Genomic DNA, 19,177 nt, shown 5'->3' with positions numbered 1-19,177 from the left:
CACGTTGCTCCCATTCGGTTTCGTCATGCTTCGGCAGCCGATCCCGATTACCGTATTTGTCGGGAATGTTATCTAGGTTCTTGTCACTGATCGGGAATGTTATCAAGTTCTTGTCATTTGCAATTGACAAGAACTTGATAACATTAAAACAAAAAGCCGCAACTTATGCGGCTTTCAACGTTACTATGTTCTTGTCATCCGAGATGTGGTCCCAAAACAGCTACTTAAAATCAAGATACGATTTCCATTGCTGCTCTAGCGCTTCCTTCCCTGCGGAAAGCAACTCTTTGATGGTAAGCGTCAAACTCTTCCCACCTACAACTATGAAACTCACCATGAGATCATGAGTTACCCTCCGTATTCAGGTTAATCTCATGATCTCATAGCTAGGTTTGTAGTTGAAGGTGTGGAGAGTTTTACGCTTACAAATAAATACATCCCCCAATTGTCAACGAATAACAATATACTACGAGAATCACTGCTGCTTCTCCTTCAGTAAATATCACTTAATTTGTTGAACTAAACTGCCCCGTTAGTTGAGCAAAGGCAGCCGATCGTTTTGGCCGGCTGCCTGAATTATGCTATCGTACCTAGTTAGCTTAACCTATGGGTACCTAATTTAACGGAAAACTGATGCGGAACTCCCGGTAGCCCTCTAAATGCCAGAATTCCTTGGTTGATTAAGATCCAGATTCTATAGGTTAGAAACGAATATCCTACGATTTGTTGCGATATTTTATAAAACCTTATTAGGACACTTCCTGCTTTAATAAATCCATTCTCATCTTGTTTGTGTTCCAGTTCTATCACCGACCTTACAATCACTGCATCTAGGGCACTCTCATCACTGCCTCTAACTGTACCTTCTTCCCACAAACGAAGCACATGATCTTGCCCCGTGAGCATAAGCCATTCTGATTCGTACCTTCTTCTTTGGTCTTGTTTAAGAGGAATGCCTTCATAATAATTTCTAACGATTGCCTGGTAATGTTCTCGGTCGATTAAACCACTCGCGTATGGAGTAATCTCATCTACGTTTTGCATTCTTGTAGCGTTAAATAGCTCCGTCACATTTACAACATTAATCGGCTGTTCTCTTTCTCTTAACAAATGCACTGCGAAACGTAAGCCTGTTTGATCATGGGGATTGTCCGCGTACCAAATGACGATATGCTTATTTTCTGGAATGCTTCTTACTGCTGTTATCATATTCTCAAGCTTATGTTCTTGGTTCGACTGTTGATTATAAGAGTAATCACCATCGTGTTCCATCATCCAAAGAAACCTTTTTTCCTGTCCAGTTGTTGTATCCAAGTCAGATATTGGCCCGACTGAAAACACATCATTAAATGCCAAAACCTGGCACACTTCCCGTTTCCCGACTTTATGGAGAGATAGTAATAGCGAACCTTCATCAGAGAGGCTAAACACAATATGGACGTAACGTTGGAGCGCATCTATCTGCAATTTTTGGTTACGCTTCGCATCTATTTGTCCTTGAAGCAGGTTAATAACTCCCTCTGCTAACTTTTTTTCTTCAATTCCACCGTCTTGATGATAACGATCTACTGTAGCTAAAAAATTATAAAATAACTGCCGTAATTCATTTTCACTCAGTTGGTAAGGCAGACTTTTGTAGAACTCGTCCATGTGATATCCTCCTTATGGGACCATCCCGCCTTCATAATACCACATATTGGAACTAAACTGCCCGTTAGCGTGGAGAAGGCAGCCGGTTGGTTGAACGTTAATCAAATTCCGGTTGATTTTTTATATCGTGATCAACATCAAGTGTGAAAGACATTGATTCCGCCTCCGCCATTAATCCATGGTCCCCAGCCGCCAATTTCTGTCACTAAGTCTTCTCTATAATTGTCATCAATTGCAGCCGCAACCCGCCGAAGCCCGAGAACAAGAGCGCTTATACCGCAGATTTGTTTTGATGGTTTGCGCGTTCATTGATTCTTCAGCTCTTTCCTCTTCAATCCGAATTCATCTTTAAGAAAAATCCTATTACCGTCGATTTACCTGTAATCCTTAAGTTCGATCCCGTTGGACGCTTTCTCAATTGTTTTAGTAATCATTTTAAACATGGCAGTCATCACAAAGGGTACGCGAAGCATTAAGTCTTGCATCATAATCTTAAAACTCGAGCTTGCGACCATGCCTTCTGCTGCAATGCGGCCGATTTTTTGGTTCTTCTCTACAAACACTCGCATCACTTGTTCATAAGAGGAAAATGCTTTTAGGAAATCGCCATTCGCGGATATTAGCTCACCAGCCAATACATATGCTCCGACAAGTGCAAGGCTAGTGCCTTGCCCAGATAACGGAGACGGGCCGTAAGCGGCATCGCCTAAAAGCGCGACACAGCCCTTGGACCATGTCGGCATTTGAATTTGGCAGATTTCATCAAAATAAAAATCTTCGGCCTCCATCATTGCATAAAGCAGCCGCTGGGTTTCCCAGCCATCGGCACTTCCAAATGTCTCGGCTACAAGCCGTTTTTGCGTTTCTGAATCGTGCCGGTCGTAGTGCAGCGGAGCCGATTTGAAGATGAACATTCCCTTCGCTTCGGTATTTCTTCGTGCGCTATACATCCCCGCCGTTTTGCCCGGTGTCGCATAAAACTGCTGGATGCTGCTCAAATTAAGGTAATTGGCCATGGTAAAAATTGAAATATAACATCCCAGCGTTCTCTTAAATTGCGATTCATCACCGAAAGTCAACTTGCGCACATTGGAGTGAAGACCATCCGCCCCGATTACAGCATCAAATGTTTGTGGCTGGCCATGGGCAAATTGGACCCGGGTCCCCTCCTTCGTCTCTTCGATTGCAGTGACCGAATCTCCCCACATGTAACGGATGGTATCTTTGGTCAAATTGTACAAAATATCCGTTAGATCGTCACGCATGATCTCGATGTCCTGTCCTTGTTCGTTTCCCAGACTCGCTTCGCTTATACGCCCTTTAATCTTACCGGTACGGTCTACAAAATAAACACCGGTCATGTGTGTGTCAGCCGCACGTACTTGATCAAGAACGCCCATCCGTTCAATAACCGTTAGAGCCGCGCCGCGAATGTCCACCCCAAATCCGCCGCGCCGCAATTCTTGAGCACGTTCCACAATTGTCACCTCGAAGCCGTAGCGGTGCATCCAATAAGCGAGTGCCGGTCCGGCAATGCTCGCTCCCGAGATCAGAATTCGTTTTACTGTCGTCATCTATAAATCCGCTCCATCCATCTGAATTTTATTGTGTATTGCATAAACAGTATATGACGTATACAATAAAGATGCAACAAATTTTTTTCGGTGATTTAGCTGAATTCAGTCTAGGGAGGGCCATTTTATATGGATAAAGATTTTGAAGTCGCTTTGCCTCATGCTGTGGCGCTTAGTTGGGGGTTAGTCAAATATGCGCAGCGGGGACCTAAGCGCGAGATGAGTCTGGGCCAAATTGTAGATGCCGCCATATCAATAGCCGATAGAGAAGGACTATCCGCCGTTTCCATGAGCAAGATAGCCACATCACTTGGCTTCACAACGATGGCTCTCTACCGGTACGTTCCAAGCAAAGAGGATCTCATCCTGCTTATGCAGGACGCTGCAGTCGATATCTCGATCCCAGAAGAGGATTCCGCTTATTGGCGTGATAATATGCAGCTGTTTGTTCATAGCATTATGCGAATCTATCAAGATCATCGCTGGTTTTGCGATATCCCGGCCTCCGGTATCCCGATTATGCCGAACCATCTACACATTGTCGATTGGGCATTGCGAATTATGAAGGACCTTCCATTAGATCATCGGGAGAAGATTTCTATTGTTGTCCTCTTAACCGGTTATGTGCGAGTACACAGCCTATATGGGAGGGATATGGAGCGTGCTGCCCAAACCGGTGATCAATCGGAGGATGTCCCCGAATTTAATTACAGTACGACGTTGGAACATCTTGTTACCTCAGAAAGATTTCCCTATCTTCGGCCGGTCGTACTTGCAGGCGCTTATTCAGCTGAAGATTATGAAGGCGATGTTTACCCTAATGGGTTCGAGTTTGAATTCGGACTTGCAAGGATTCTGGATGGAATTGAGTGGTATATATCTTCCAGGGGGGAGTACACGGAACGAAGTTAATCTTCCTTTTAAAATAACAGAAGCCTCGGTTTTTAAGGAGGCTGTCTCAGACTGTCGTTTAATATTGAATTAGCGTACGTGACCGTTATACCGTTAGTTAAACGTTGAAGCTTCGTATACCTTGGTCTCAACACCAGTAAAGCTGTAGGCAGTGTCTGCCCGATAGCGCAACGCGGCGCCGCAATGCAAAAATAGCGATGGATCGATTCCATCGCTTTTGCACTTGTACCAAGTTAATCGGGATCGGAATTACTCCTCCTTCTCCTGTTTCTGGACTAGTTCATCTTGGTCGCTGCCCCAGATGTAGTCGATTCCTGATTCATTCATCACCTGAGCGTTTTTCTTCTTACCTTGGTTAACATCTTGTTTTGGATCCGTTATTTCGTTATTGTTCATCTAAAATCATCCCTTTCTCCAAATGATGGAACCCCAAAGTGTATTCTTTCCAATATCGGCAAACTTATATAACAGCAAATTTAAAAGAAGGTGTTACGATGGCAGCACGGTGCACCGTGATACAAAATAAGCGAGTCCACAACGTAAGGCATTGGTCGGCCGTGCGGTTAATGAAGAGATCAGGGAAGGTTGAGCTTGTTCAACGAAAAAGGATGCAAAAAAACAGCTGCGAGTCGTTCTGCCAATGGCACAAGCGATCCTGCCCGATCGTATTAGCGTAATCTGCCCATTAGTTGAGCCCAAAAAGGGAGCAGCTGGCGTCGGCAAGCTGCTCCAACATGTGTTGCTATCGTTTCCGTTAACTGAGTAATGGCCGCTGCGCGATCCAGCGGCCTAATCGAGTATCGAATTTCTGATCGACGCTGCTACTTGCTCCGTCAGTTGAAAGCTACCTGCCCAAGCCAAAAGGTCGGGCATCAGCTCATCTTCTTCTGGATCATCCCATCCCTTTCTTAATTTATCTATCATGGATTTGTGCTCCGCCCTGACTAAGGGAGTAAAATGACTTTGCCTGACGTTTGGCGCGCTTCCATCAGACGATGCGCCTCGGCTGCCTCCCCAAGCTGGAAGCGGTGATTAACCTGTGGTTTGACTTGTCCAGCAAGCACGTACTGGAGGAGCGCTTGCCAATCCGGAAGGAACAAGTCGGGCCGCGTACCCATAAACCCAGAGTAATACCCCGTCACTGTATGGCAACGTGACGTAAGTTTTTCTGCGTCAATGACCCCGCGTTGCCCACTGACTGCTCCGAACATGACAATGCGTCCAAGCGGTGCCAAAAAGGTGAAATTATCCGAAAAGGCATTTCCCCCCTGCATATCCAGGATCAAATCTACACCTTTTCCTTCCGTAGCTTCAATAATATGATTCTTCCAATCCGTATGGCTGTAATTGATTCCCACATCTGCTCCAAGCGAAAGTGCAAAATCGAGCTTCGTTTGGGAGCTAGCCCCCGCAATAATCTGCCCTGCTCCAAGTACTTTGGCCAATTGTACTGCTATATTTCCTACGCCTCCCGCAGCTGCCTGAATGAAGATGCGTTCCGTAGGCTTTAATCGCCCTAAGGTGGCAATGATCTGAAAGGCGGTAATCCCCTGAATGGGAAGCGCTACCGCCGCGATCGCATCGATTCCATCGGGTACCGGAAGGAGCAATGCCGCAGGTACCGTCACATACTCAGCGTAGCCGCCTCCTTGCGGTACCAACGCAATGACCCGGGTCCCGACAGGGACAGAAGTAGCGTCTTCGCCTCTTTCAACTACTTTTCCTACGATTTCTACTCCCGGTGTAAACGGTAAAGGTGTCTGTTCTCTAGTGGAATTACGACGCCTTGAGATATCCGTGTAGTTGACGCCTATCACTTCAGTTTGGATCAGCATCTCTCCTTTATCAGGTTTAGGGATATCCGTTTCTTCTAATTTCAAAACGTCTGGCTCGCCGTATTCATACATTCTTATGATTTTCATGTAATTTATCCTTTCATAGTCGTTTTTTTACTTTGCGCCCATAAAGCGTAAGAGTGCTTGGCGAACGGCTTCGTTGTGTCCCGTTTCAAGTTCGATCAGCGCAGCCTAAGCGGATAAAACAACAAATAAGCGGGCGCCGGTAGAAGGATCAGACCATCCCATCGCCAATCTTGAAACTTCCTTCTACTGTAGGATCAACAACAATTGCACGAATCGTACGCATCAACCATCTCCTTCTTTTGAACATTTTGACATAATGCAGTTCGACGTTTAGAGTATAAACTATAAAGTATACTTGAAGGTCAATACCTTTTTTTGAGGAGACCCCCATGAAAATTCATACGTTGGCGCGAAAGACAGGTTTAACGGCTCCTACCATTCGATTTTATGAGAAGGAGGGGCTACTGGATGAACGTCATGTGCAACGAGGAGAAAATAACTATCGCGACTATTGCGAGGAAGCAGTTGATCATCTTCGGATGATCAAAAAGATTCAGACCGTAGGGTTTTCGATAGCAGAACTGAAAGAATTGATTCAGGCAGATGAAGCCAATGAGCTTCCCCTGTCAAGGGTCATTGAGCTTCTTCGTCAAAAGATGCAGGAGATCGAAAGGAAAAAAGACGAGTTGGAGCAAGTTCAAACGCATCTCAAACGGATGTTAACAAACAAGATGGCGTTGATGGATGCTGAAGAAAAAGGGAATATGTAATAGACCTGGACAGTGCTAACCCCCAAAACCAAGAGAAAGCTTTAATCCCAATGTTCTTATTGTCCATATATGAAGCGCCACGCACCTTGATCCGATAAACGAAAAAGCCCGCAGAAACCGCGGACTTCTTTCGGACAAGATTGAGGCATTTATTCTTATTATTTTTTAACCACTGGCACCCAAAATTCGCCGTAGAATGTGCCGTCTCCGTTATCTTTTCGATAAGTCGCATTTGGACCGCCGATGTAAGCATAGTCAGTGATTTGGGACAAGACTTCACCAAAAGCACGGTAAGTCAGCTGATCGAACAAAGTTTCCTTGTCGCCATTTCCTGCGACCACGATGTACTCGCTCTCTGGAAACTCGATGATGCGCGTTGCGTCTGCCACTGATTTGCCAGCTACTACCGCAAAATAATTCCACGGTTTGCCTTGATAAACCTCATTAACTGACCATTCGCGATCGTCCTTTGCGGATTTTTTGAGCTTATCAAAACGCCCGTCAGCTTTGAGTCCGCCCCAAAACTCAGCTTTTTCCTTTTGCAAAGCCGGCATGTCTTGGAAATTCGATTGGATTGAAAAACCATAAGCGGTCAATGTGAATGTTTTTTTGTGTTCCACTGTGTAATTTGCCATGTGAGTTCTCCTTATATTCAGGAATTAGCCTTCGACTTTTTTTACACGAAGCCACATTTCGCCGTAGAATTCACCGTTTTCAGCTGCTTTCACAAATGTTGAGTTACCAGGACCAACGTATTTGTAGTCTGTGATTCCTTCCAACATACCGCCGAAAACTTTTCCAGTGATTTCGTCAGCAAGGCGGTCTTTGTCAGCGCTTGTTCCAGGCACGACGAGGTAGTCGCCAGCGAGGAAATCGAGGACGTCCGCGCCTTCCGCGTCGAACTCGCCCATCACGCCGAAGCCGCGCCAAGCCTTGCCGGCGATAACGTAATTAATTTGATATTCTTGCCCGTCTGCGAGCGCGAGAAGTTCAGCAAGCTTGTTGTTTTCAGTAATTTCAGCTTTTTTCGCAGCAGTTTTTGCTGCATTGCCTGCCCAGTCGTTGTAGTCTTCAAGTGAAACACCGAAAGCAGTCATTTTGTAGTTTTCCGAGATTGTTTTGATTGAGTAGTTAGACATTTTGTTCTCTCCTTTGTGGATTTGTTTTTACAAGATTGATTCTATTTCCCGAATGTATCAAAAAATGATACTTTTTATTTTCATCTTCGTGCTTTCTGCTACTTTTTTGATACAATAAAATCATGAAAAAAACAGAACGAGTGAACCTGATCATGCGCTACATCAATAACCGCGCACATTTTACGATTGCCGAGATTCAGCGGGAGTTCAAGATTTCCCGCGCAACGGCGATTCGCGACATTAACGAGATTCAGGCGATGGGTTTTCCTCTGACGACCGAGCTTGGGCGCGGTGGCGGATACAATGTCCTGCAAAATCAGTATCTGCCCTCCGTCCGCTTCACGTCAGAAGAGCTAAAGGCGATTTTTATCAGCTTTATCGCCTCGAAAAATTCACAGCTGCCTTATCTGCAAAATCGCCGCTCAATCACTGAAAAACTCATAGGCATCGCGTCGCAAACCCAGCAAGACGAGCTAATCGAGTTGAATAATATCTTGCTTTTTGAAAATACAAATCCTTCCAATCCAAATCTATTGGAGCTCGATGATGCGGCGCCTGAGGAGCTGAACCAGCTGATTTCGCTTGCCGTGCGGGATAAACACTTGCGCTTGACTTATGAGCTGAGTCCTGGCTGGCCGCAATTGATGGACGTTTTTTTGCTGCATATATTTAACACGAACGCTCAGTGGCTGGCCGAGGTTTATGATCTTGATACGAATGAGTTTCGTTATTTGCCTGTTGTGATGTTGCGGGATTCGGCAATTTCTGAACGGGAGTTGAAGTGGTCAGAGCAAGAGATTTTAAGCAAAAAACTGCTTATTGCACGTGAGTCCAATCTTGTTGTGAAGCTTGATACGACTGGGATTCAGCGTTTTAAGCGCATGCACCCCCCGGGAATTATTTTGTCATTCACCGGGATGTTTCAGTCGAGCGGAATTTTCAATATTCAACTGGATGTGACCGATGTTGATTTGCTGGCGTATTATGCGGATTGGCTTTTATTTTTGGGGAAAGGTGTCGAGTTCGAACGGATTCCCGATGAGCTGCGCGTGATTTTGGAAGAGCGTTTAGGGGTGCCACCAACATTTTAACGAGAATATACGGTGAGCCCGCCTTTAATAAACAAAAGAAGCAGCTGCCGCGGCGAACTGCTCCTTGATTCGTTAAACGATCGTATCCGTTAGCTTAAAGATATTATCACCCACGCTACCATTGGAGGGCGCCGTTCTCATCGAAGAACCCGCCGGTTGGTCCATCCTTAAGGAACTGGAAACTATGTTCCGTATCGCCAAGCATTGAACCTGCGATTGTCAGAAAATCTTCGATTCCGATCTCGAAATGGCCATATCGGAAATTATACCCTCCATTGCGATTGCCACGTAAGAGAACGTAGTTGATATCCCGACGGAATGGCACAAAAGATTCGGACATCCGATATTCGTAGACGCTGTCATCCGCAACCTGTCCAATGGCGGTAAAGGATTGGAGCGACTTCCCTTTAATGTAAATGGCGGATATGCGGAATACGGGATTGCACTGGAAACAGATCTAGTGATGATGCCTGAAAACCTAAGCTTCGAGAATGCGGCCACAATAAAAGGAGGAGCAGAATCGGCCTGGAAGGCACTGTTTACAGAAGGGGAACTGGAAGAAGGACAAACCGTGCTTATTCATGCAGCCGCTGGGGGCGTAGGACAGTTTGCAGTACAACTAGCCAAATGGAAAGGTGCCAAGGTCATTGGCACCGCTTCAACCTCCAATCTGGCATATGTAAAAGCTTTGGGTGCCGATCAAGTTATTGATTATACAACAACAAAGTTTGAAGATATGGTTTCCGATGTTGACTTGGTTGTTGAAGCCGTTGGTGGTGATACGGAAGACCGTTCTTGGGTTGTTCTAAAACGAGGCGGCAAGCTGGTTTCCCTAACACAGCTCCCCAATGCACAAAAAGCTGAGCAATACGGTATTACGGCTAAATTTAATTCCAAATTTCCAACAAACGAGGATCTCTCAGTCATTGCCAATTTAATCGCTGACGGTACATTAAGAGCAGAGATTGATTCCGTTTTTTCATTGAGTGAAGCAAAAAAGGCGCATGAAAAAAGTGAAGCCAGACACGGACGCGGCAGAATACTTTTAAGCGTTAATCCTCTCTGAGACCCAGAGATATTTCATATTTTTAAAATATATAACAGGAAATGCGGCCGATTCTGGGATCAGCCGCATTTTTTATTTCTTACTTAATATAAAATCATTAAACTATCTTAGAATCTGACCGCTAATTGCAGGAAGGATGTCCATCCAATATTGTTCCAGTATATTGCCAGTTTACTTTAATGGAAAAGAGGAGCAGCCGAGTAGCAAGCCCCTCCACAATCGTACCCGTTAGCTGAATGACTTTTTCTTGTTTGAGATTATTATTTGCTATTCATTTTTAGACAAAACTCCAGTCAGCAACCAATCGCTGCTGTTTTTTTCAACCCGTCTTGTCCTCTCTTCATATCAGTCTATGAACGTGGCGGGAAGGGTGCCATAAAGTAAGGACGACTAATTCAAGTAACGATTTCGGATGACCCCCATGTGATGAAGCTCGTGTCCTGCGATGCCGTAAGCGAGGGCGCGTGCCGTAATCCTTACGTTGTTGGCTGTGCCCTTGCGGGACCACGCCTCCGTCGGTAACCCGCGCAGCAGTGTGATCGTCGATTGCCGTACGGCCCGGTAGTCTTCGGCCAATTGCGCGGTTGTCCAGCTTCCGAAAGGAGGAATGAACAATTCCTGGTCGAAACCGGGCAGAGGCGTCTGATCCCCTCTTGCAAATCGGAGCAGGCGGTAGGTCATGACGCGTTCACTGTCTGCGATGTGGCCCACGACTTCTTTCAGCGTCCATTTTCCTTCCGCATACCGATAGGCGCTCTGGCTTTCGGTCAACGATGCCAGCAGCTCGGTCATTTGCTTTTCCTGGGCGAGCAGAATGTCGATGATGTTGCCTTCCGGCACCAACCGGATATACTCGCCGACGTCCCCGGCGTATTCTTCTTCTGACGGTCTTTGGTTCATGCGTAATCACCTTTCTATGAAGATATAGAAAACTAAAATTCTCTTTCCAATGCTCTACCGAGATTTTTTTACGAAATTCGTAACTTCGGCATGTCTAATGAATTCGCGAAAGAATAGAACTTTCCTTCCAACAATTGAGAGCAAGCAACCACTTAGTTGGTTGGCCGCCACGCTAAACTGCCCATTACTTTAATGAAACAGGAAGCCGGCGGTCTGCTCCCTGCTCAGATTGAACTAAGGTACCCGTTAGTTCAACGTTTTTTGATTAGACCATAACCAAATATCAAAATTCCAATAATTAAGAAAAACAAAACAAAAAAGTTTTCATTAAATCTCGGGTATTCTGGTTTGAAGTCAGCATTCGTACCGTGTGATGCGAAACCAGCCACAATTAGGGAATTAGATATATTAGCAATGCATCTTTCAAGAGTAAAGATTAATCCACTAAAAATCATTAATATTGTCCCTAATATCTTGCAAACGTGATTGGACACTATTTCAGCTCCTATTTATCAAATACTGCTAACATAATTAGACGCATCATAAATGGAATTGTTTCTAATATATCCCACTTAGCACCGTTAAACAATCCTGCCGTTTTACTTTAATGAATAATAGGAGCAAGCTGCCGCGGCAGCTTCTCCTAAATTCATTGAGCTATCGTACCCGTTAGCTCAATGACTTGTGGTTCACTGCACTTTAACGAAAAGTTTAATGCTTTTACTTCTTAATCCAAAATGTATTGAGATATGCTGTCTTAAACCCGACTTTTTCCATATTACCGTGACTAACCGAGCCGAATTCCACGTCCGTATAAACGGTCTTGACGCCACGGTTGAAGGCATCAGAAAGTCTATGCTTCAGTAGCGCCAATTGACAGCCTCTACCCTGAAAAGATTTAAAGGTATAGTCATTTGCAATGTATCCCTCTTGCTCATTCAGAAAAAGTGATCCCATAGCCGCAGGGCTCCCATCAACCCTGAGCATATAATTTAAAAAATTGGGACTGCAAAAATATGCTTTAGTCCGAGCGATCATTTCCTCATTAATATCCATACCATCCTTAGACAACGCTATCCATTGGATAAATTCTTCTGAATTCACCTCTGTTACCGGTTCAATTTGAAACGCAGATGTCAATTCCAACCCATTCGATAGATCGGTAAACATAAATACAAGTTGCTCGACCGGGATAAATCCTTTGTCACTTAGCGCGCGAGCTACCTCTTCTGTCAAATGGTTAGGAGTCATATCAAAGCAAGGAGCGACATTATTGTAATAGCTAAGCAGTTTTTCAATATCCGGAAGGTCTTGAGGACCGAATCCTTTTATCCTGTTATAATATTTCGAATCCAGATCTGTCTGATCCCGAAGCAAGATGGAGTTTCCCATTTGAAAAACTTGAAGTTTTCTTTCAACAGGAACAAGAGAACGACTCGCATTCAATATTGTAAGCTCAAGTTCGATCTTTTCAATTTGTTCTACATGATCTAAGGGTTTTTTTTCATTCACAGAGTTGTGCTCTCCTTTCTATGGAATTTAGCTTTTTAATTGTTTCCTCATCTATACCATATAGAAGATGTTTCTACAGTTCTGCAATTAGCTGAAAAGGCTGCCGATGATGCTGGCAGCCCTTTGTCATTGTGCTATCGTACCCGTTAGCATAATGCATCTTTCTTATCAACTGACTTTTTTCTTGTAATGGCAACAGTACTAAAGCTAAAACCTTTTTATTGGATTGAATTATTAACCCAGTTCAGAAGTTCAAAATTAATTTATCGAACAATTTCGATTAAATCGTTTTAATCATATTTCCATCAATAACATAATCCGCTCCGGTAATCATTGAAGCACGTTCCGAAGCAAGGAAAACTGTAAGGTTCGCAATATCTTCGGCTTCTGCAAACCTCCCTAATGTTATACCAGCCATTTTGGGTAGCTCTTCAAAAACTTTTTCGGAAGCCATCGCTGCAACTGAACCGATTGTTTTGGCCATTCCGTTTTCAGGGTCTTGCCACAAAGGTGTTACTACCGGTCCAGGCGAGATCGAGTTAACTCTAATAGTACGAGGTCCAAACTCACCAGCCAGCATTTTCGTCAAGTTATTAAGCGCCGCTTTGGTTGTGCCATAAATAGGCAGTAACAATTCGGGCATCTGTGCATTTACTGAAGAGATATTTACAATTGCGCCTTCATTGTTCTTTAGGATATGCGGTAATGCTGCTTGGGTAAAACGAACAACGCTAAACAGGTTTAAATCATAAAGTTGTTCCCATTCCTCATTTGGCGTAGCCAAAAAACCTTCTCCTCTCCTCTTGTCAACCGCCCCGACATTATTGATTAAAATGTCAATTCTGCCGAACGCTCCACCGAGTTTTTTGGAAAGTTCAACTGTATTGCGTTCAATATTGACATCAATAGGCAGATGTTTGACTGATTTTTTTTCAACAAGATCAGCCAATTCCTCCGTTAATGTCCGGCTTACCGCGACGACTCTTGCCCCTTCTTCGATAAATTTTCGAACGATAGCGAGTCCAATTCCTTTACTTGCTCCGGTTACGACAGCTACTTTGTTGGCTAATTTAAGATCCATGTTTACCCTCCTAAGCTAACGCTTTAAAAATTTAAATTCCCTTAATACCAGGCATTATTCCATTGATGAAAACATTAATTGTGCAATTTATAGAAATGTTTCGAGGCGTTACGCTAGGTGACGCAGGCCTGGTCCAGGCGAAACCATCACTTTATCCGTCCCGAGGTCCGGTACAATCGTGAATCGCTACTTGCTCTCATGAAGCCGCCCTCCCCCATCGAATAGTACGTACTGTGACGACTATTATAGCAAAAGGACATATTGCATATTGAAGATAACTGCACTTTGATCAATAAACAAAAGAGGAGCTGCAGTAAAGCAAACTCCTCCACTACTAGCGTAACCATGGATTCGTTGTGCCATTCGGCTGTTTCCATAACTATTTCACTTTGGGATAAAAAATCGTTCGGTTGTGCCATCAAATGAAAAATGTTGTTCTTTACTCGATCTTGTACTGTTAATTTATTGCTGAATAGCAAAACGGTATTTGTAAGGGGCCACCAAAGTTAACGCTTGAGCGGCCCCTTACTTCAAGAGCATGAAGGTTCTTTTGCGGTTTTAGCCCAGCGAGAGACCGATGGAGGCATTTTCCTCGGGTGTTCCGAGCCAATAGCCGTAAGCTTGGGCCACTTCAACAAAACGTTGCAGAGCGGCCGGCTCGGGAGGACCCGGCTGCACGGAATCGGCCGGCCGGCCTATTTCGACAAAAAATTTCCCCATTTTCACCGTCGTTGCGATCAGCAAGGTTACCTTTTCGCTCGAGGAGTTTCTCCAAGCGTGCTTCACGTTTCCCGGAATGTTTACGGTATCGCCGGTCCGAACGACAACCCAGCTATCTCCCTTGAATGCTAAAAGCTCTCCGGAGAGTACATGGAAAGTTTCGTGATCCGCATGGCTATGAACAGGCACGACTACGCCTGGCCCAATCTCGCCTTTCATCACGCAGAAAGGCATATCTTCCGACAACTCCGTTAAGTGCTGAATAGTCGGCCCAAGTACCTCCAGAATTACCCCGTTATTAAAATTAGGTTCCATTTTTTATCCTCCTATTTTTAATTACAAATTTAAAACTCGAGTTCGCTGCCGCAGCATGTCGGCTTTCGTCCAGTTTCGGAAGCGGAATTTCGCACGAAGCCGCGGCTCGGCATTAACATAATTCCGACGATTCTCGCCGGTCACGATTGCCTCCGTGATTCAATTGAACCTTTACGATGCGCGGGGAACCGCAAGTTCAATGATAAACACCTGCCGACCGTTCACGCTCTCCAGCCGAACTGGTACTTTGGCCCGCTGCGGTCTCAGGGGACTGTCGTGCTTCTTTGATTTACGTTACTTTAGATGACGAATTTCAAGCCGGTTAATTGTTCGCTAAACGTCCATAGACGCTCGGCGTCCGCGGCGTTGACTGCCCATTCAAATACGCCAGGTGTGTATGGGGTGTCCGTGATGACCGCGATATCCCCATTCTCGCAATAGACGCCGCCCTTCCCGTCGAGCTGAGGATGGACTGCGCACCAGACGGACGTGGCTGCGCCTTCTTCGATCGTCTTGAATTCATCGTTGTACTCGGCTACGACGCGCTCCCCATGCTCGTTCAACGCGCCCATCGCACGCATTTCGTCGTCGGTCAGATTACGGGCCAAGTCCGTCACGATCATGCCCGGATGAACGGAAAATGCCCGAACGCCATGCGGCTCTCCGCGCTTATCCATCGCTGCTGCGAACAGCGCGTTGGCCGTCTTGGATTGCGCGTACGCAAGCCATTTGTCATAGGCGCGCATATTGAAGTTGGGATCTTCGAAATCGAAACCGCCAAGTTGATGAGCACGAGACGATACGGAAACGATTCTTGCGCCTTCCGCTTTCTTAAGCGCCGGCCATAACCGCAACACAAGCTGAAAATGCCCCAAATGGTTTGTCGCAAGCTGGGATTCAAACCCCCGCGAATCGCGAATGAGCGGAGTCGCCATGATGCCTGCGGAATTGATAAGGATATGCAAAGGCCGGCCGGAAGCGAGGAACCTCTCGGCAAACTCATCGACGGACGCGGGATCCATGAGGTCCAACCGTTCCAACTCCACGCCCGGTACCGAGCTTAAAGCTGCCTGAGCTTTCTCCGGAGTGCGGGCGGGCACGATGACCGTTGCCCCTGCCGAGGCAAGCACCTTTACGGTTTCCAGGCCTAGTCCGGAATAGCCGCCCGTCACGATGGCGATCTTGCCGGTCAGGTTCTGGCCGCCCAAGACTTCCTGCGCAGTCGTCCGAGGCCCGAAGCCAGATGGAATCGGCGTTTGAAGCACGGTATCATTTTGAGTCGTCATATGTGTAACCTCCAAGGATGTTTGTGAAATCATGGTCTTTGTTATTCTCTCCTCTTTTATCGATTTCCACTTTCGTATCGTTGCCAAAAATATTGATTCCGCTTAGAAGCTGCGGGCGACCTGCCGAGCCTTCTCGATCGCCTTCGCTTTGATCGTTTGCGATTGGTCGGGCGCAGCGGCCATGCCTTCCGCAAAGATGGCCTCGAAGCTGGGAATGCCAAGAAATTTCATGATGACGTCCAGATGGCGGTGGCCCATTTCGAACGCAGCGAAATCCGATCCCGGCGACAATGCGCTCCCGCTCGCTTGAATATGAATGGCTTTCTTGTCGGTCAACAGTCCGACCGGACCTACACCGGACACATATTTGAACGTTTTATCGGCGATGCAGACGGCGTCGATGTAAGCCTTCAGCACCGGTGGGAATGAGAAATTCCACGTCGGATTGACGAAAATGTATTTGTCGGCTGCTTTGAATTGATCGACCAACTCACCGAGCCGCTCGATTTTGGCCTTCTGCTCCGAAGACAAGGTATCGAATGCTTCTCCCGTGCCGAGCTTGCCCCAACCGAGCAGCACGTCTGCGTCGATGTGCGGTACGTTCATGCGATACAGATCGAGATGGACAACCTCGTCGTGAGGATGCGTCTCGCGATAATCCTCGATAAACGCGCCGCCAATGGACAGACTGAACGAAGCCTCTTCCGTCAAAGGATGCGCGGTGATGTATAATACAGTTGCCATGACACTCAACTTCCTCTCTGTTTCGATTTAACGGGAATGATCGTTCCGGAAATGTACAAAAAAAATAATCCCCTTTCATGACAGCCGCCGTTTGTGGAACGCATTTTAGGGAATGATCGTTCCGGAAATGAACAAAAAAATTACCGCAAAAATTGCAGCGTTACCGCCACGATATTATCAAGCGCCTGGCGATCCATGGTCGCGGCCGTCACCGTAATGCCCTGCATTGTATTAACGAGGTACTGCGAGAGCGCGCGCAAATCCGGATTGCCCCTCAGCTCTTTGTTGGATGCCGCCCGCGTGAGCAGTTGATAGAAGGCTCTTTCGTTTCTCGACGCGTTCGCTTTGGTCCGGCTGCTTACCTCCGGATGACCGTTCATTTCGAGTGCAGCGTTGACCATGAGGCAGCTCTGCGGCAAATTATGCGCGATGAGCTTCTCGAAAAAGGCGTGCAGCAGCTCCTTCGCTGGCCGTGACTCGTATAGAATAGCGGTCAAATCATTCGACTGATCCTCGTACCGGTCGAGCGCCGTGAGGTACAGATCCTTCTTGCTGCCGAACGTCTCGTAGATGCTGCTGCGGCTGAGGCCTGTAGCGTCGACCAAATCCTGCAACGACGTACCTTCGTACCCTTTCTCGCGGAAAACGTGCATCCCTTTTTCGATCGCATCGTCGATATTAAAGGATTTATTTCTTGCCATCATTGATCATCCCCTGGTATTGATATTAAATCATCGCGGAGCGGATTTCAAGTTTTTTTCGGAATGATTGTTCCTGATATTTTTTCCATTGATTCTTCACGGCTTCTTATCCCTCGACATTTGTTGTTCGGAGGACAGCTTTCGCGCAGCATGACACTGCTCTTCAGCACGATCCGTCCTTTCGAGCATATGTTTGTGCCAGATGTTTTTTACGTGGCGTTAGTCGATGGAGAAATAGCTGGAATAACAGCCTGTACAGATGGGGAAAATATGCCTATCGATCATAATAAAAAAGAGTTAAAGAATCATTTTTGAAAGGAACATTTGCTTACATTGTGTTTAATCGAGAATTTCAAAAACCACCTATTGAAGTTGGTGAGAAAAAGGCATGGGTAGAATTCGTTGCAACTTCTGCTAATTACAGAGGTAAAGGTGAAGCAACAGCCATCATGAACCATATCTTTGCATTACCACAATATAATGAATACATTTTGGTAGTGGCCGATAACAACACAAATGCACTGAAAATGTATGAAAAGTTAGGTTACAAAGAGTTCAAACGAATCAAGCACAAATACAGTAAGCACAACGGAATTGATTATATGATATATATGAAATATAAATAAAATCATTTACAGAAAAAGCTGCAGAAGCCGATCCCGAATCACATGTGATAATGTGGACGGCAAGAAGGTTAGGGGCTGTATACAGGAACCCTTCAATCACCACGCTAACCTGTCCGTTAGTTGAACGATGGACTCCGCGCCGCCACTCTTCCGCATTGCACTATTGTATCCGTTAGAATAATGATAAAACCTGGAAAGCCGATGGTAGCAATGAACAGGCGATTAATCTCCAGATCACGGTGATGCCTTTGCCGGCGGTTTCTGATTGCTAAAGCAACTCGATACTCGAAACCTTCATTACATGAAATCTAATCCCGCTGCCACTGATCATTAAAGAGTTCGACGAGCGTCTGTGGGCGGTGGCGGTTGATACGTCACAGTCATGTCGGATAAGCAAGCTGGTATTCAGGTTAAGGACTTGCTCGGCAGTTGAGGGTTAAATAGCGCAGCTTACTACTTTCATACCGATGCCTACACCGATGTATAAGTCGGAGTGGGCATCGGTATATTTATGTTCTGTACACGGGCTGCCTTATAGCTTACTTTTCAAGCCAAGTACCTAATTTAAAATACTACCTTTACACTCATAGTAATATGTCGTACTATACAAATGCGGGGTGATGAAATGAGCGAGAACAAAATTACATCCGACCTGCTGCGCGGGCATACCGATACGATGATACTACGGCTCTTATCCGAAGCGGACCGCTACGGGTACGAGATTGTCAAATTGATTGCCGAGCGCTCGGGCGGCGAGTACGAATTAAAGGAAGCCACGATGTACTCCAGCGTCAAGCGGCTGGAGGTGGACGGCGATATCGAGTGGTATTGGGGCGATGAATCCCAGGGTGGACGGCGCAAGTATTTTCGGATTACCGAAAAGGGCAAGGCTGCTTACGCCCGCAACAAAGGCAACTGGGAGTACGCGAAGCGCGTGCTTGAAATAAGGAGTGTTGAGATTATGAATGAGAAATTGACCCACTATTTGAACGGTGTGTTTGCACCCTACGATGAGGTAAAAAGCGTCACCGAATTAAAGACGGACCTGCTCTCCGATTTGCAGGAGCGGTTCCGTGAGCTCAAAGCCGAGGGCAAGGATGATGAAACCGCTTTTGAAATGACCATTGACAGCATCGGCGATATTGAGCAAACCGTACAGGAGGTTGCAAACCTCTCCCGTTCGCTGGAGCGGCAGGTGCTGACTAACCTCAGCGCGAGTAACCTGGCA

20 protein-coding genes and 1 pseudogene are annotated in these 19,177 nt (G+C 46.0%); 6 read left to right on the top strand and 15 right to left on the bottom strand.

Translation table 11 applies throughout. The features are described 5' to 3' along the window. Positions 1-594 precede the first annotated feature (594 nt). On the bottom strand, positions 595-1,650 hold the full coding sequence (locus AC0YOB_RS37895) for a DUF1835 domain-containing protein (protein ID WP_475797159.1): 1,056 nt from the start codon (positions 1,648-1,650) through the stop codon (positions 595-597). A 374-nt stretch (positions 1,651-2,024) separates the two neighbouring features. Then, on the bottom strand, positions 2,025-3,224 hold the full coding sequence (locus AC0YOB_RS37890; RefSeq protein ID WP_475797158.1) for an FAD-dependent monooxygenase: 1,200 nt from the start codon (positions 3,222-3,224) through the stop codon (positions 2,025-2,027). 129 nt (positions 3,225-3,353) lie between these two features. Between AC0YOB_RS37890 and AC0YOB_RS37885 the strand changes: the two genes are divergently transcribed. After that, the gene (locus AC0YOB_RS37885; protein ID WP_475797157.1) at positions 3,354-4,136 is read left to right on the top strand and encodes a TetR/AcrR family transcriptional regulator; all 783 of its coding nucleotides are present in this window, start codon (positions 3,354-3,356) and stop codon (positions 4,134-4,136) included. A 249-nt stretch (positions 4,137-4,385) separates the two neighbouring features. Here the strand turns inward: AC0YOB_RS37885 and AC0YOB_RS37880 are convergent, their stop codons facing one another. The 3 genes from AC0YOB_RS37880 to AC0YOB_RS37870 all read right to left on the bottom strand — a co-directional run bounded on the left by AC0YOB_RS37880 (position 4,386) and on the right by AC0YOB_RS37870 (position 6,058). Continuing rightward, positions 4,386-4,532, bottom strand: coding sequence for a hypothetical protein (locus AC0YOB_RS37880; RefSeq protein ID WP_475797156.1), 147 nt, complete (start codon positions 4,530-4,532; stop codon positions 4,386-4,388). Positions 4,533-4,925: 393 nt separating this feature from the next. Beyond that, positions 4,926-5,060 (bottom strand): hypothetical protein, encoded by a 135-nt coding sequence (locus AC0YOB_RS37875; protein ID WP_475797155.1) that lies wholly within the window; start codon positions 5,058-5,060, stop codon positions 4,926-4,928. A gap of 20 nt (positions 5,061-5,080) precedes the next feature. Beyond that, a complete protein-coding gene (locus tag AC0YOB_RS37870) occupies positions 5,081-6,058 on the bottom strand; it encodes a quinone oxidoreductase family protein (protein ID WP_475797154.1) in 978 nt (325 codons plus the stop codon). A 329-nt stretch (positions 6,059-6,387) separates the two neighbouring features. On the opposite strand from AC0YOB_RS37870, the gene AC0YOB_RS37865 reads away from it, so the two are divergent. Continuing rightward, entirely contained in the window at positions 6,388-6,768 is a 381-nt protein-coding gene (locus AC0YOB_RS37865) for a MerR family transcriptional regulator (RefSeq protein ID WP_475797153.1), read from the top strand. Positions 6,769-6,926: 158 nt separating this feature from the next. Here the strand turns inward: AC0YOB_RS37865 and AC0YOB_RS37860 are convergent, their stop codons facing one another. Both AC0YOB_RS37860 and AC0YOB_RS37855 read right to left on the bottom strand, forming a co-directional pair. Further along, the gene (locus AC0YOB_RS37860; RefSeq protein WP_475797152.1) at positions 6,927-7,403 is read right to left on the bottom strand and encodes a GyrI-like domain-containing protein; all 477 of its coding nucleotides are present in this window, start codon (positions 7,401-7,403) and stop codon (positions 6,927-6,929) included. A 24-nt stretch (positions 7,404-7,427) separates the two neighbouring features. Beyond that, positions 7,428-7,907, bottom strand: a complete 480-nt coding sequence (locus AC0YOB_RS37855; RefSeq protein WP_475797151.1) for a hypothetical protein — start codon at positions 7,905-7,907, stop codon at positions 7,428-7,430. A 122-nt stretch (positions 7,908-8,029) separates the two neighbouring features. On the opposite strand from AC0YOB_RS37855, the gene AC0YOB_RS37850 reads away from it, so the two are divergent. Continuing rightward, positions 8,030-8,998, top strand: a complete 969-nt coding sequence (locus tag AC0YOB_RS37850) for a helix-turn-helix transcriptional regulator (protein WP_475797150.1) — start codon at positions 8,030-8,032, stop codon at positions 8,996-8,998. Positions 8,999-9,113: 115 nt separating this feature from the next. On the opposite strand, the pseudogene AC0YOB_RS37845 reads toward AC0YOB_RS37850, so the two are convergent. Next, positions 9,114-9,407, bottom strand: a pseudogene (locus tag AC0YOB_RS37845) (EVE domain-containing protein); the annotation flags it as partial. A gap of 54 nt (positions 9,408-9,461) precedes the next feature. Between AC0YOB_RS37845 and AC0YOB_RS37840 the strand changes: the two are divergent. Then, the gene (locus AC0YOB_RS37840) at positions 9,462-10,064 is read left to right on the top strand and encodes an NADP-dependent oxidoreductase (RefSeq protein WP_475797169.1); all 603 of its coding nucleotides are present in this window, start codon (positions 9,462-9,464) and stop codon (positions 10,062-10,064) included. 390 nt (positions 10,065-10,454) lie between these two features. On the opposite strand, the gene AC0YOB_RS37835 is transcribed toward AC0YOB_RS37840, so the two are convergent. The 7 genes from AC0YOB_RS37835 to AC0YOB_RS37805 form a co-directional block, all read right to left on the bottom strand. After that, on the bottom strand, positions 10,455-10,964 hold the full coding sequence (locus AC0YOB_RS37835) for a DinB family protein (RefSeq protein ID WP_475797149.1): 510 nt from the start codon (positions 10,962-10,964) through the stop codon (positions 10,455-10,457). A gap of 720 nt (positions 10,965-11,684) precedes the next feature. Next, entirely contained in the window at positions 11,685-12,476 is a 792-nt protein-coding gene (locus AC0YOB_RS37830) for a GNAT family N-acetyltransferase (protein ID WP_475797148.1), read from the bottom strand. Between the two features lie 280 nt (positions 12,477-12,756). Next, a complete protein-coding gene (locus AC0YOB_RS37825; protein WP_475797147.1) occupies positions 12,757-13,557 on the bottom strand; it encodes an SDR family NAD(P)-dependent oxidoreductase in 801 nt (266 codons plus the stop codon). A gap of 558 nt (positions 13,558-14,115) precedes the next feature. Then, entirely contained in the window at positions 14,116-14,592 is a 477-nt protein-coding gene (locus AC0YOB_RS37820; protein ID WP_475797146.1) for a cupin domain-containing protein, read from the bottom strand. A 299-nt stretch (positions 14,593-14,891) separates the two neighbouring features. Further along, positions 14,892-15,878 (bottom strand): oxidoreductase, encoded by a 987-nt coding sequence (locus AC0YOB_RS37815; RefSeq protein ID WP_475797145.1) that lies wholly within the window; start codon positions 15,876-15,878, stop codon positions 14,892-14,894. A gap of 102 nt (positions 15,879-15,980) precedes the next feature. Beyond that, entirely contained in the window at positions 15,981-16,622 is a 642-nt protein-coding gene (locus AC0YOB_RS37810) for an NAD(P)H-dependent oxidoreductase (protein ID WP_475797144.1), read from the bottom strand. A gap of 140 nt (positions 16,623-16,762) precedes the next feature. Continuing rightward, on the bottom strand, positions 16,763-17,326 hold the full coding sequence (locus tag AC0YOB_RS37805) for a TetR/AcrR family transcriptional regulator (RefSeq protein ID WP_475797143.1): 564 nt from the start codon (positions 17,324-17,326) through the stop codon (positions 16,763-16,765). Between the two features lie 308 nt (positions 17,327-17,634). Between AC0YOB_RS37805 and AC0YOB_RS37800 the strand changes: the two genes are divergently transcribed. Together AC0YOB_RS37800 and AC0YOB_RS37795 are read left to right on the top strand one after the other, a co-directional pair. Next, entirely contained in the window at positions 17,635-17,949 is a 315-nt protein-coding gene (locus AC0YOB_RS37800) for a GNAT family N-acetyltransferase (RefSeq protein WP_475797142.1), read from the top strand. Between the two features lie 625 nt (positions 17,950-18,574). Further along, on the top strand, positions 18,575-19,177 hold a 603-nt coding region (locus AC0YOB_RS37795), incomplete at its 3' end, for a helix-turn-helix transcriptional regulator (RefSeq protein ID WP_475797141.1).

This window comes from Paenibacillus sp. JT31N17, from assembly GCF_056269255.1.
This window is presented reverse-complemented; position numbering and strand designations above follow the sequence as displayed.

Excerpts from the sequence above, each read along its gene's own strand:
- AC0YOB_RS37895 (WP_475797159.1), bottom strand. The coding sequence starts at position 1,650 with ATGGACGAGTTCTACAAAAGTCTGCCTTACCAACTGAGTGAAAATGAA.
- AC0YOB_RS37890 (WP_475797158.1), bottom strand. The coding sequence starts at position 3,224 with ATGACGACAGTAAAACGAATTCTGATCTCGGGAGCGAGCATTGCCGGA.
- AC0YOB_RS37885 (WP_475797157.1), top strand. The coding sequence starts at position 3,354 with ATGGATAAAGATTTTGAAGTCGCTTTGCCTCATGCTGTGGCGCTTAGT.
- AC0YOB_RS37880 (WP_475797156.1), bottom strand. The coding sequence starts at position 4,532 with ATGAACAATAACGAAATAACGGATCCAAAACAAGATGTTAACCAAGGT.
- AC0YOB_RS37875 (WP_475797155.1), bottom strand. The coding sequence starts at position 5,060 with ATGATAGATAAATTAAGAAAGGGATGGGATGATCCAGAAGAAGATGAG.
- AC0YOB_RS37870 (WP_475797154.1), bottom strand. The coding sequence starts at position 6,058 with ATGAAAATCATAAGAATGTATGAATACGGCGAGCCAGACGTTTTGAAA.
- AC0YOB_RS37865 (WP_475797153.1), top strand. The coding sequence starts at position 6,388 with ATGAAAATTCATACGTTGGCGCGAAAGACAGGTTTAACGGCTCCTACC.
- AC0YOB_RS37860 (WP_475797152.1), bottom strand. The coding sequence starts at position 7,403 with ATGGCAAATTACACAGTGGAACACAAAAAAACATTCACATTGACCGCT.
- AC0YOB_RS37855 (WP_475797151.1), bottom strand. The coding sequence starts at position 7,907 with ATGTCTAACTACTCAATCAAAACAATCTCGGAAAACTACAAAATGACT.
- AC0YOB_RS37850 (WP_475797150.1), top strand. The coding sequence starts at position 8,030 with ATGAAAAAAACAGAACGAGTGAACCTGATCATGCGCTACATCAATAAC.
- AC0YOB_RS37840 (WP_475797169.1), top strand. The coding sequence starts at position 9,462 with ATGATGCCTGAAAACCTAAGCTTCGAGAATGCGGCCACAATAAAAGGA.
- AC0YOB_RS37835 (WP_475797149.1), bottom strand. The coding sequence starts at position 10,964 with ATGAACCAAAGACCGTCAGAAGAAGAATACGCCGGGGACGTCGGCGAG.
- AC0YOB_RS37825 (WP_475797147.1), bottom strand. The coding sequence starts at position 13,557 with ATGGATCTTAAATTAGCCAACAAAGTAGCTGTCGTAACCGGAGCAAGT.
- AC0YOB_RS37820 (WP_475797146.1), bottom strand. The coding sequence starts at position 14,592 with ATGGAACCTAATTTTAATAACGGGGTAATTCTGGAGGTACTTGGGCCG.
- AC0YOB_RS37815 (WP_475797145.1), bottom strand. The coding sequence starts at position 15,878 with ATGACGACTCAAAATGATACCGTGCTTCAAACGCCGATTCCATCTGGC.
- AC0YOB_RS37810 (WP_475797144.1), bottom strand. The coding sequence starts at position 16,622 with ATGGCAACTGTATTATACATCACCGCGCATCCTTTGACGGAAGAGGCT.
- AC0YOB_RS37805 (WP_475797143.1), bottom strand. The coding sequence starts at position 17,326 with ATGATGGCAAGAAATAAATCCTTTAATATCGACGATGCGATCGAAAAA.